Source organism: Anabaena sp. CS-542/02, assembly GCF_028331085.1.
GTDB classification, from domain to species: domain Bacteria; phylum Cyanobacteriota; class Cyanobacteriia; order Cyanobacteriales; family Nostocaceae; genus Anabaenopsis; species Anabaenopsis arnoldii.
The window spans coordinates 1-12,792 of the sequence record NZ_JAQMTM010000163.1 but is presented as its reverse complement, the minus strand read 5'-3'; the positions used below and the strand labels follow the sequence as shown (position 1 = coordinate 12,792).

The window sequence follows — 12,792 nt, the reverse complement described above, 5'->3', positions numbered from 1 at the left end:
TCTTCAAATTTCGCCCCCGCGTCTAAGACTCCTTCATGTCCAAAAGCTCTAAAAAATCGGTCTAAGAATGTTTGTGCTTCTTGTTTTTCTTGTCCTTTGATGTGTTGGTGACAAAAGTTCACAAATTCATTCAGGCTTTGGGGGGTTGCTGCTGTCATTTTTGGTGGATATACCCTAGGTGGTGTGATTAATTACTATGTTATAGATTTGTGTTTTTGTCCGGGGTTTAAACGCAAAGGTCGCTAAGTACGCGCAAAGGTTCGCAAAGGTGTTTGTTGACAATATTTTAATTAGTTGGGTGGGGTCTAATTACCTTTTGATTCTGTTTTTCTTTGTCTCGTAGCTCTTGGTTTAACTTTAAAAGTTCCTCTAAAATGTCATCATTATTTGGGTGAAATGATTTCAGAGTTACTCAAAATACAGGATAATTGGCATAATTGACTCAAATTAGAGCAATAATACCACATCTAATTTGGCATCAGATGTAAATAAATGTTTTCCCGGTACTTATGAATGGAAACTTTACACAACGAACTGTTCGTTGCTGAGAATAACAAGTCCCCACTCGCTGGGGACATCAATTGAATTAATACTATTGGCGTTTCGACTTCGCTCAACGACCCTAGGCTACGGAGGTTAGTGATTCTGAAATGATACAATTGTCTTCTAAAGTTTCTGCGGATAAGGATGTAATTCGCCGATACCACAAGGTACGAGAAATTAAGCTTAAGGGAATATTAGTTTTTAGTACGCAGGAGATTAAATAAGTGAACCGCGATCGCCATTTTGATAGAGACCTTGAAAGGCCCCTGCCATGTTAAAATTATATTATTCCTCCTATTGCCGACCGGATTACCGGTCATCAATCAGCCGAAAAAATGCTTCGGCGTCCACCGATGCCTTATTGAGAATAATAGAACAACTCTGATGGTTAAATCTGCTCCTGCCCCAATTGCCAAGCGTGATCAGCCTTCCAAAGTAGAAGGTATCAAGGAAAGAAGTAATTTTTTACGCGAACCCGTAGCTACACAAATCCTTGAAGATACAACTCATTTTACCGAAGAAGCAGTACAGCTGCTCAAGTTTCATGGCTCCTATCAGCAGGATAACCGCGATAACCGGGTCAAGGGACAGGAGAAAGATTATCAGTTTATGCTGCGGACTAGAAATCCCGGTGGGTTTATACCACCGCAGTTGTATCTGGCTTTAGATAATTTATCTGATGAATACGGGAACCACACATTACGAGTAACCACACGTCAAGGCTTTCAGTTACATGGGATTTTAAAAAAGAATCTCAAGGCAGCGATCGCTAGTATAGTAAAAAATATGGGTTCGACCTTGGGCGCTTGCGGCGACCTTAACCGTAATGTCATGGCTCCACCCGCACCCTTCAAGAATCGCGCTGAGTACCAGTATGCCTGGGAATACGCCAATAATATCGCTGATTTGTTGACACCTCAAACGGGGGCATACTACGAAATTTGGTTAGATGGCGAAAAAATCATTAGTGGGGAAGAAACCGAAGAAGTTAAAGCCGCACGACAACGCAATGGCAACGGTACAATTATGCATGGTAGCGAAGAGCCAATCTATGGCACTCACTACATGCCGCGCAAATTCAAAGTTGGGGTGACTGTACCTGGTGATAATTCCGTAGATTTATATTCCCAAGACCTGACCTTAGTGGTAATCACTAATGACGAGGGAGAACTGGAGGGTTTTAATGTGTTTGCTGGTGGGGGTTTTGGGAGGACACACAATAAGGAAGAAACCTTTGCCAGGGTAGCAGATGAAATCTGCTATGTGGAAAAAAATGATGTTTACGATTTAGTTAAGGCCATTGTTGCGACTCAAAGGGATTATGGCGATCGCACGGAGCGCCGTCATGCGCGATTAAAGTACTTAATTCATGAGTGGGGTGTAGATAACTTCCGTACCCAAGTTGAGGAGTATTTCGGTAAATCACTCCCCGCCTTCCAACCTTTACCAGAGTTTAAATATTACGATTTCCTAGGTTGGAATGAACAAGGTGATGGCAAGCTATTTTTAGGCATTTCCGTAGAGAATGGTCGAGTTAAAGATGAGGGTTCTTTTCAACTCAAAACTGCTTTGCGGCAAGTTGTGGAGCAATTTAACTTACCCATGCGTTTGACACCCCACCACAACATCATTTTTTACGATATTGAGCCAGAAAATAAGTCAGCCATTCAGGAGCTTCTACACCGTTGCGGCATCGTTGATGATCCCAACACCATTGAACCCCTAGTACGTTATGCTATGGCTTGTCCGGCTTTGCCTACCTGCGGTTTGGCTATTACCGAATCTGAACGGGCAATACCAGGCATTTTAGAGCGGATTCGCCAGTTATTGGATAAACTAGGTTTACAAAAAGAGCATTTTGTGGTAAGGATGACAGGCTGCCCCAACGGCTGCGCCCGTCCCTACATGGCAGAATTAGGTTTTGTGGGGAGCGCTCCTGAATCTTACCAAGTGTGGCTGGGAGGTTCCCCAAATCAGACAAGATTAGCGCAGCCTTATGTAGAAAAGCTACATCATAATGATATAGAAAGCTTTTTAGAGCCGATTTTCGTTTACTTTAAGAATTTTCGGGAATACGGCGAAAGCTTTGGCGATTTTTGCCATCGTCTAGGTTTTGCTGCTCTACGTGAGTTTGCGGATACTTACAAACCTGAAGCTACTAGTAGCAGTAAGTCCCGCCATCGAGTTAGTATCCGCGATGAGGTATATAATAAGCTGAAAGCAGCAGCCAATAGTCAAGACAGGCCAATGACTGAGTTGGTGAATGAAGCCTTAGAAGCTTACTTTGAGAATCTGGTGTAAATCAATTCAATAAATATTTTGAACCTTCTCTCCGTAATAACGACAGGGTAGGTTTTTTTATGCTTGATGACTGTAAGTGATTAAATTAGCATGGCTCAACTACAAAGAATCGCGATCGCTCCCTCTCAAATTCAAGCAAATGTGATTACCCTAGGTAAAGAGCAACAGCATTATTTAGGCAGGGTGTTACGCTTACGTGGGGGCGATCGCTTCATTGCCATGGATGGTCGAGGAAAATGGTGGTTAGCTCAATTAGAAGGAGAACAAGCCCAGATATTAGAACAATTAAGCGCAGAAAATGAATTACCTGTAACCGTTACCCTTATGGTAGCCTTGCCCAAGGGGAATGGATTTGATGAAATCGTCAGGTATTGTACAGAATTAGGTGTAAGTTGTATTGCTCCGGTATTGAGCGATCGCACCTTACTAAATCCCAGCCCGCAAAAACTGGAACGTTGGCGACGCATTGCTACAGAGGCGGCGGAACAGTCAGAACGCTGTTTTATCCCCACAATTTTGGAACCCGTACCTTTTACTACTACTATTACGGGTAGTCTGGGAAGTCACCGTTATATTTGTGAGGGACGTGGTGATTATCCCCATTTAAATAACCTGATTGAATCGGACACATCTACAATTACCATTGCCACAGGCCCAGAAGGGGGATGGACTGAAGCGGAAATCAGCCAAGCCATCGCCTCTGGCTTTCAACCAGTATCTCTTGGCCGCCGCATCTTGCGAGCAGTTACAGCCCCAATAGTAGCAATAACCTTAATTTCCGCAGCATTTCACTAGTTAGCAAAAAATCCCCATTACCGCACTCAGGGGAGTGTCAACCAACTTAGTTAGAAGTTTTCATTTGTCGTGCCATATCCAGGTAAGAATTCATATTTGCCCCTGGACGGCGGCGACTAGAGCCAGACCCAGTAGGAACAAGATATTTTGGCGCAAAAGTAGTTTCAGTGGCTGGTGTTTTTGTCCCATTAGAGACTGAGACTGTGGTGGGTGTGGCTTGATTAGCTCCGCTATTTTTTGTCGGCTCTACTTTAGTGGTTTTTGAAGGAGTGGGTGCATCTACTGGTGCTGAAACCACCGCAGCCGTACCATTAGCTTTAGGTGATGGGGATACTTGTTGATCTTTAGCTGTAGCTACTGGTGCTGTATCATCTGCGGACTCATCTAACTCTAAGTAGTAGCCACTCCCTTTTTTACCAGGTAACAACCCAGTAATAAAACCCAAAATACCCGCGATTAACTTTTTGATAAAACCGAACATGAGAATTTCCCCCGTGTTTATATATCTGTAAATAGTTTTATTTCTCTAGTGGAAGCACTTCCCACTGGTAGACATTGAGAGTTAATTATTCAATTTTACCGTAGCTAAGTGCAAGATTTAGAAATGATGCTTAATTAAAATTAATATTTTCCTGTTGGCAGACCCCTGGTAAAAGTGGCATAGATTACTAGTAGACATTGACACTATTAAGGCATTGAATTAAGCACATCCCATATATTCCTATGAATAGCAAAAACCTACAGCGTAACTCCGTGTTATTAATACATGGCATTGAAGACACCGGAGCAGTTTTCAATACCATGGCCAGTTATCTCACACAACTGGGTTGGCCTGTGTATACCCTGGATCTGGTTCCCAATAATGCCGCCGTTGGTCTTGATATTTTGGCACAGCAGGTAAGTGATTATATTCTTAATACCTTTGCTCCACAACAACCAATTGATTTAGTAGGTTTCAGTATGGGAGGAATTATCAGCCGTTACTATGTTCAAAGGCTAGGAGGAATTAACCGCGTGCACAGGTTAATTACTATTTCCTCTCCTCACAACGGAACTTTGATGGCCTATGCTTCCCAGCGTCCAGGCTGCTTGCAAATGCGCTCTAATAGTCAATTCATCCAAGATTTAAATGGTGATGCCCAGATATTAGAGCAAATAAATTTTACATCGATATGGACACCTTATGATTTAATGATTGTTCCGGCAAATAGTTCACAAATGCCCGTGGGAAAAGAAGTAGTAGTCAAAGTTCTACTACATCCCTCAATGTTAACAGATCCCAAGAGTTTGGCAGCCGTAGTATCTGCATTGGCAGAACCAATTAACCCCGGTCACCAATTTCGGAATACTGAGAACTGTCAAAAATCGCCTCTGGGTGGCGGTAATATTTAAATTCCATCAAGTTGTAAAAGGGATCTTCTAAAAAGAAAGTGCAATGCTCCAAGGGTGAACCCACAAAGCGACGTTTAGGTGATTCGCGAAAAATAAGCTGTTGTTTCTGTGCTTTTTCTAGCAACTCTTCCCAGTCATGTTCCTGAACAAAAATTAGTCCGAAGTGTCTAGGGTAGATAGTCCGTTGGGGTGATAGAGTTTCCTTGGTGACATGAGCTACTAATTGATGTCCGTAGAGGTTGAGAATTAGCGCTTGGGAATTTTCACGGCCGGCCATGCAGCCAAGTCCATCCACATAATATGCTTTGGTTTGGGCAATGTCAGTTACGGGAAAAGCCAGATGAAATAAAGTAGGCTGCATAGCTGTTATAAATATAGTCATCCTATTTGAGTTGAGAAATTATCAGTGAGGAAAGGGAACAGGGAACACCGGAACAGGGAACAGAAATTGTTCAGAAATCAAATAGGGGTCCTATATATAATAAATCGTTAATAGTGTATACAAAGTGAAGCCGTTTAGCGCCTAAAACCAGGTTTGTGGTCAAACATACAGTTTAAGATAATTTCAGCTTATATCTTAGTGAAGATGTTAGCGTGAAGTGGGGTAGAAAAGCGATTAACACATCTTTACAAGTCGGTGAGGGTTTTTTCTAGTTTTCCCTGTTTTTTGTGTACTTAACGTGTAATAGGAAGAGAAGATAGGCATTTTTGGCGTGAAACAGTGGCAGAAACTCAACATCCCAGTTCTAAAATTGGTTATTCTGTTGATATTCTGGCCAAAGTACTCATGATTGATTGCTGATGTTATCTTTTATTGACTTTGCAAATCCCTGGTTAGTAGCCATAGGATTAAACACGGTTCTATTAGCTTTAGCCTCGATTTTGCCTAAAAAGCTACTTACCCCAGCCGGATTATTTCACGCTTGGTTACTGGGAGTACTCATTTGGGTAACTCTTGGTTGGCCAGGATATCTCGTGGTAATGTTCTATTTTTTGGTTGGTTCTAGTGTAACACGTATTGGCATGGCACAAAAAGAAGCAGAAGGAATAGCTGAGAAACGTTCTGGAGCTAGAGGTCCTGAAAATGTTTGGGGTTCGGCTCTGACTGCTGCTCTGTGTGCGTTGGGGGTGGGAATTATCAATTCCGGATTACTCATAGCCAGTAACCTTGAGTTTCTACTATTACTGGGTTATGTCGCTAGTTTGAGTACTAAGCTTTCTGATACTACTGCTAGCGAAGTTGGTAAAGCCTACGGTAAGAGAACTTTTTTGATTACTACACTACAACCAGTATCTCGTGGTACAGAAGGAGCAGTGAGTTTAGAGGGAACAATAGCCGGTGTGGTAGCTTCTATTGCGATCGCCTCCGTAGGTTGGGCTGTGGGTTTAGTGGATTTATTAGGAGTGTGTTGGTGTATATTGGCTGCATTTATCGCTACAAATTTAGAAAGTGTGATTGGTGCGACATTGCAATCTAAATATGACTGGCTCACCAACGAAGTAGTAAATATTATTAACACATTAATTGGGGCGATCGCAGCTATCATACTCGCCTTGATTTGGAAAATTACTATTTCCTGATTTTTTCTCCTGATTCTTTAAAAAACACGCAAGTATTGGCGCATAGTTGATTATATTATGCGTTAATTTTACCATTATTTTATAATCATCAGTTTTCAGGTGGCTGAGATATATTTTTATCTTCTGAAGAATTTACTTTCTTCATCTGTTCTTTATAGGATTATTTCATGGAATCTTCACCGTTTTTGATAGTTAATGACCAGCCAATTTTTATAAATCAGGCGGTAAAATATCTGCAAGCCTCTGGAAAATTAGCCCATTTTATTGGCGACATTCTCCGCCAATATGTTATTGAACAAGAAATACAATCGCGAGATGATATACACATTAGTCCCGCTTCCACAGAACAGACCATTATTGATTTCCGACTCAAGAATCAACTCAATGACCCTAAAGTATTTCAGGAATGGCTAAAGGACAATGCCACAGACTACGCTACGTTTTACGAATCAATAGCCCTGAACTTTAAATTAGAAAAGCTGAAAGTTTTAATTACAGAACCGAAAATTTCAGAATATTTTATCGAACGCAAAATTTTTCTGGATCGGGTGATAGTTTCCCGAATTATTGTTGAGGATCTAGAAATAGCTGAAGAACTACAAACCCAAATTGCAGAAGGAGGTAGTTTTGAGCAACTAGCAAAAGAATATTCCCTCGCTGAAGACCGCATGGTCAACGGAATGATGGGACCAGTAAGCCGAGGAACAATACCGGATCAATTAAGAGCAGTTTTTGATATAGCTACTCCTGGACAAGTTGTCGGACCAATAGAAGTCGAAGGACGTTATGGCTTATTTCGAGTGGAACAATTTTTGCCAGCGTCTTTAGAAGATATCCAACTTCAAAAATCACTACAAAATGAACTATTTGAGAAATGGCTAGTGGAGAAAATTCAAAAGCTGACGGTCAAACTACAAATGAGCTAAAATCTCTGGATAATCAACGTTTAAAAGTAAACGCCCTAGCTTCTATACCTTGGTATCAACCACCCCTGCGCTGGTTGACTTCTGAAGAACAATCCCAACTCCAAAATCAAGCCCAAATCCGTCAATATCGTTTTGGGGAAAAAATCTGGTCAACCGCAGCAGGTAGTTATCAGTTTTTGATTTTGACTGGTAAAGTCCGCTTACGAGAACAAGAAGAAGGTAACCCTTTAGCCTCTCTACAAGCTGGTGATTGGTTTGGGAGTTTGTATCAGGTGTCTGTAGACTGCAAAGCTGTAGCTGCTAGCAAAGAAGTAGTAGTAGTATGTTGGAGTACGAAACTGTGGATAGAGTTTTCTCGTCCTGAAATTGAAGATTTTTGGCGAACTGGTGGGAAGGACACAGGTGATATTCACCAGAGCAACTTAGGAGTACCAGACCTGACACCGGGACTCAACCCATCCCCAACCGTTGTCACCTCTGCTTATCCCTTTGTAAATAGTGCGAACACCGCTGCTGCTTGCTTAACAATGGTGGCGCAATACTTAGAACATCCGGTGAAATTAGAATGGGTGCAACGCCAACTCAGGGGACAGCGCCCGAAGAATGTGGTGGAGGGGGGTGAGAAGTTGGGGTTAATGGTGCGAAGGTTACAAGTTACCTGGGCTGACTTGCGGCAGTTATCATTTCCAGCCATGCTACAATGGCAACTGGATTCATCCCGGCCAGCTTCTTGGGTAGTAACCTATGGCATGAAAGGATCTAACCTGATTATTGCTAATCCCCTCAGTCAGGATTATGCTTGTGAAAGTTTACCCCAGTCGGTGGTTGAGGCTGCATGGGATGGTAGACTCTGGCAAGTTGAACTTATATCTACTCAAGAAAAATTTAATTTGGGTTGGTTTACCCCGGCGGTTTGGAAGTACCGGAAACTCCTCGCGGAAGTATTAGTGGCATCTTTTACTTTGCAGCTGCTAGGGTTGGGAACTCCACTGATTACCCAAGTTGTCATTGACAAAGTAATGGTGCAGCAAAGTTTGCCCACTCTTGATGTCATGGCGATCGCGCTGTTGTTAATCGCGATCTTTGAATCTATATTGGGTATTCTGCGGCTATTTATCTTTACTCATACCGCCCGCCGTTTAGATTTAAGCCTGTCGGCTCAACTATTCCGCCATCTCATGCGTTTGCCTTTAGCTTATTTTGAGTCACGTCGCGTGGGAGATACCATAGCCAGGGTTCAGGAACTAGAACAAATCCGCCAATTTCTCACAGGTACAGCATTAACTGTGATTTTAGACAGTTTCTTTGCTGTAGTTTACCTAGTTTTGATGTTTTATTACAATATCCAGCTTACCTTTGTAGCCCTGGCGGTATTGCCCTTATTTGCAGCTTTGACAATTGTCTCTACACCAATTCTGCGCAATTGGCTCAATGAAACTTTTAATCGCTGTGCGGACAGTCAATCATTTTTAGTCGAGACGGTTACAGGGATTCACTCTGTCAAAGCCCATGCAGCCGAACCTGCAGCACGCGATCGCTGGGAAGGATTATTTGCACGGTTTGTGCGTACAGGATTTAAAGCTTCTACTACCTCTAATATTAGCAGTAATATCGGTAATTTTCTCACCAACTTTTCATCTTTACTCATTCTCTGGTTTGGTGCCAAACTAGTCATTGAGCAAAATCTCACCATTGGGCAACTTGTCGCCTTTCAAATGCTCTCAGGAAGAGTCACCGGACCACTATTACGTCTAGTGCAATTATGGCAAAATCTGCAACAAGTGTTACTCTCTGTAGACCGCATTGGTGATATTCTCAACATCGCCCCAGAAGCAGAATCAGGAACAGGCTTAGTTTTACCACCCATCAAAGGTCAAGTTACCTTCGAGCAAATATTTTTCCGTTACCAACCACACATTGAACCTGTCCTCAAAGGTATCTCCTTCGACGTAGAACCAGGGCAATTTGTGGGAATTGTCGGCCGCAGTGGTTCGGGTAAAAGTACCCTTTCTAAGCTATTACAGCGCCTCTATCAAATTGAATCGGGACGGATTTTAATTGATGGATTTGATATTAAGAGTGCTGATTTAGCCTCTCTACGGCAACAAATTAGCGTAGTTCTCCAAGAAGACTTTTTATTTAATGGCTCCATCTTAGAAAATATTACTCTTGGTAACCCCGATATTACCGCCGAGGAAGTAGTAGAAGCTGCAAGGCTAGCTGTCGCCCATGATTTTATTAGCCAATTACCTTATGGCTATGAAACCAACGTCGGAGAAAGAGGGACGGCTTTATCTGGGGGACAAAGACAACGCATAGCCCTGGCTAGACTCTTTCTATCCTCAGCACCAATTTTAGTTTTAGATGAAGCTACTAGCGCTTTAGACAGTGAAACTGAACAGCAAGTTTTGCAAAACTTACAAAAAGTTTCTAGTAACCGCACTGTATTCCTCATTGCTCACCGTTTCGCACCCCTAAAACGTGCCGATTTGATTTTAGTCTTGGAAAAAGGCGTAATTGCAGAACGAGGTACTCACTTAGATTTGCTACAACAAAAAGGTTTGTACTGGTCACTATACCAACGTCAGCAAGCAAATATTTAATCTTTTTTGTGTCTTGGGTGATGGGGTCACAGGGAACCCCTCGCTATGACGATCATAAATCTTGCGGGGTGGGCAGGAAAGCCCACCTTTTTTTTACCTAAGAGGTTGTTTGATAAGTTTTCAACAGGTAATTTTTATCTTAGGGAACAGGGAACAGGGAACAGGGAATAGGGAATGGGAAGGGTTGGGTTTTTACACAAGATCAAACTCCATAGCTGACACCAACCTAAACGACACGAAAAACTATAGTTTTAATTATACTTTTTGGTCAAAAAAGAGTCATTTTGCAATTTCATTTCATATTAATTGTGATTAAGGGAGGTAAACTCACCTTTTAAAACCTTGGAAACAGGTTTTAACAAGTGCTGTCAAAAAATATTCTGTTTCATTGAGGAGAAAATATATATGCCCATTGACGATATTAGTCAGACTTTGTTTCCTCATCACGGGCTAAATTCCACCCCTATCTCCTCCCTAGACACTTTTCAAATCCACAATGATTATAGCTTGAGCCTCAGGGGTCGGAGTAGTTTTAATTCACCCGATAATATTAATACAACTTCCCTCCAGACCACTAACTATAATTTTAATTCTGGCTATGGCTTGATTAACGCGGCCGCTGCAGTAGCAAGAGCTGCTGGTCAAAATACCTTTGCTGATGTTCCTCCTGTGGGTGGTAATAATTGGGGAGCAGATTTAGTCAGAGCACCAGCCGCCTGGGCGCAGGGCTACACAGGTAATGGTGTGGTTGTTGCTGTGTTAGATACCGGCGTTGACTATAATCACCCAGATTTGAAGGATAAGATTTGGACTAATCCTAATGAAATTCCAGGTAATGGCATCGATGATGATAATAATGGCTATATTGATGATGCCCAAGGTTGGAATTTTGTTGACAATACCAACAGTGCTATTGATGTTAATGGTCATGGTACTCATGTGGCTGGAACCATTGCTGGAGCCAATAATGGCTTTGGGGTAACTGGTATTGCCTATGATGCTAAAATCATGCCGATTAAAGTTCTCAATGAACAAGGATCAGGGAGCAGTAATACCGTTGCCGATGCTATTTACTATGCTGTGAATAATGGTGCTGATATAATTAATCTCAGTCTCGGTAGTAATTTCCCTAACAGCACATTGGAAACTGCAATTCAATATGCCAGTAGTCAAGGTGTTGTGGTTGTAATGGCAGCGGGTAATAATAGTTACCCATTTCCCGGCTATCCCGCTCGCTATGCCAGCAACTGGGGATTGGCTGTGGGAGCAGTTGACAGGAACAGTCAGATGGCTAACTTCTCTAACAGAGCAGGGCTGAATTCTTTTCCCTATGTAACGGCTCCAGGAGTGGGTATTTATTCCTCGCTTCCTGGTAATGAGTATGGTACATATAGCGGTACATCCATGGCCGCTCCTCACGTTGCTGGTGTAGTTGCCTTAATGCTCAGTGCTAATTCTAACTTAACTAATGCCGAAATCCGAGAAATAATTATAGAAACCGCTGGAAATAGTACACCAATACCAGATGCTAACAGGTGGAACATCACCCCTGTAGTTTCAACAGACTATGGCAGACATGGCGGCAATATGATATTAGCTACTGCTATAAATCTGGAAATAAAAGTAACAGATTTTATCAGTGAAAATACACCAACTTCTAACCCATCTGCAATTTCTTCCTTTGTCAGCCGGATAAATCCAGGGAAACTAGCGGAATTACGGTATTACTATAGTGCGATCGCCGGATTTAGCGGCATAAATGATAATATTTTCAATGCCGATGATATTGATCAAAATAAGGTAGATCTTACCAAAATCCGCAAAGTTTTCAATCAATTACGGCGAGGCATAGATATTTTCCGCAGATTTCTACCCATTATTCGCCGATAGCAGGAATTACAGCACATTTCAGTCAGGGAGACAAGGGCGGGTAAGATACCCACCCCACAAAGTTTTATCCTTTACAAGGTTATAAATAAATTACGGTCTTCTTACCCCGACCAGTCCTGATGGTTTTATTGCGTCCCAGGGTAGTAATAATATCATCGCCATTACCTGTATTGATGCTATCCTTACCGCTACCAGTTTCAATGTTTTGATTCCCATTACCAGTCCTGATAGTGTTATTACCACCAGTAGTTAAGATCCGACTATTACCAGTTGCTGTGGTAATACGGTCACTACCATCACCAGTTGTAATGTCTTGATTTCCATTTCCAGCTGATGCTTACCTGTTGGATAGTAACGCCCCCAATATCTACTTTGGTGTGGCTGATGGGCGTTATCGGGGTATGGTTAGTATTGATGACTTACGTCTAGTAGAAAGAAGTGAGTGGGAAAACCGAACCCTAGGGAGTATAGTTCATCCCTTAACAGAAATACCCACCGTGGCTGAATCCACTTCTTTAGCTCAGACAATTAACCAGCTAGAAAATCAGCAGTTACCGCGAACTACTGTGCTTTCGCCAGCTGATACAGTAGCAGGATCATTGACCGGGAAGATATTGTGCGAGAGTAGTAGCCTAGTTGACAATTAAATAGACAAACCTATACACTTATCTACAAACCTATAAGTGTATTTATGTTTAAACCTCATGAGTTTGCAAAGAAAATTGGGGTGTCAGTCAAGACATTACAACGATGGGATTCAG

The 12,792-nt window shown here is 42.1% G+C and carries 10 protein-coding genes and 1 pseudogene; 8 read left to right on the top strand and 3 right to left on the bottom strand.

Going from position 1 to position 12,792, the window contains the following annotated elements:
* Positions 1-927 precede the first annotated feature (927 nt).
* Entirely contained in the window at positions 928-2,844 is a 1,917-nt protein-coding gene (gene sir / locus PN447_RS17030) for a sulfite reductase, ferredoxin dependent (RefSeq protein WP_271764194.1), read from the top strand.
* A 90-nt stretch (positions 2,845-2,934) separates the two neighbouring features.
* The gene (locus PN447_RS17025; RefSeq protein ID WP_271764193.1) at positions 2,935-3,639 is read left to right on the top strand and encodes a 16S rRNA (uracil(1498)-N(3))-methyltransferase; all 705 of its coding nucleotides are present in this window, start codon (positions 2,935-2,937) and stop codon (positions 3,637-3,639) included.
* A 46-nt stretch (positions 3,640-3,685) separates the two neighbouring features.
* Here PN447_RS17025 and PN447_RS17020 read toward each other — a convergent pair whose 3' ends face one another.
* Complete coding sequence (locus tag PN447_RS17020) at positions 3,686-4,120, bottom strand: hypothetical protein (protein WP_271764192.1); 435 nt, start codon at positions 4,118-4,120, stop codon at positions 3,686-3,688.
* A gap of 242 nt (positions 4,121-4,362) precedes the next feature.
* Here PN447_RS17020 and PN447_RS17015 point away from each other — a divergent pair, with 242 nt between their 5' ends.
* A complete protein-coding gene (locus PN447_RS17015) occupies positions 4,363-5,031 on the top strand; it encodes a lipase family alpha/beta hydrolase (protein ID WP_271764191.1) in 669 nt (222 codons plus the stop codon).
* On the opposite strand, the gene PN447_RS17010 is transcribed toward PN447_RS17015, so the two are convergent.
* Positions 4,961-5,392: a VOC family protein gene (locus PN447_RS17010; RefSeq protein ID WP_271764195.1), complete on the bottom strand. Its 432-nt coding sequence runs from the start codon at positions 5,390-5,392 to the stop codon at positions 4,961-4,963. The genes PN447_RS17015 and PN447_RS17010 overlap by 71 nt on opposite strands.
* Positions 5,393-5,832: 440 nt before the next feature.
* Between PN447_RS17010 and PN447_RS17005 the strand changes: the two genes are divergently transcribed.
* The 4 genes from PN447_RS17005 (at position 5,833) to PN447_RS16990 (ending at position 12,031) form a co-directional block, all read left to right on the top strand.
* Complete coding sequence (locus tag PN447_RS17005; protein WP_271764190.1) at positions 5,833-6,612, top strand: TIGR00297 family protein; 780 nt, start codon at positions 5,833-5,835, stop codon at positions 6,610-6,612.
* Positions 6,613-6,779: 167 nt separating this feature from the next.
* The gene (locus PN447_RS17000; RefSeq protein WP_271764188.1) at positions 6,780-7,538 is read left to right on the top strand and encodes a peptidylprolyl isomerase; all 759 of its coding nucleotides are present in this window, start codon (positions 6,780-6,782) and stop codon (positions 7,536-7,538) included.
* The gene (locus PN447_RS16995; protein ID WP_271764187.1) at positions 7,487-10,141 is read left to right on the top strand and encodes a peptidase domain-containing ABC transporter; all 2,655 of its coding nucleotides are present in this window, start codon (positions 7,487-7,489) and stop codon (positions 10,139-10,141) included. Before PN447_RS17000 ends, PN447_RS16995 begins: the two co-directional genes overlap by 52 nt.
* A gap of 405 nt (positions 10,142-10,546) precedes the next feature.
* Positions 10,547-12,031, top strand: a complete 1,485-nt coding sequence (locus PN447_RS16990) for a S8 family peptidase (protein WP_271764186.1) — start codon at positions 10,547-10,549, stop codon at positions 12,029-12,031.
* Between the two features lie 79 nt (positions 12,032-12,110).
* Here the strand turns inward: PN447_RS16990 and PN447_RS18765 are convergent, their stop codons facing one another.
* Positions 12,111-12,260: a hypothetical protein gene (locus tag PN447_RS18765; protein ID WP_442867111.1), complete on the bottom strand. Its 150-nt coding sequence runs from the start codon at positions 12,258-12,260 to the stop codon at positions 12,111-12,113.
* A 100-nt stretch (positions 12,261-12,360) separates the two neighbouring features.
* Here PN447_RS18765 and PN447_RS16985 point away from each other — a divergent pair.
* Positions 12,361-12,653 (top strand): annotated as a pseudogene (locus tag PN447_RS16985) (site-2 protease family protein); the annotation flags it as partial.
* Between the last annotated feature and the right edge of the window lie 139 nt (positions 12,654-12,792).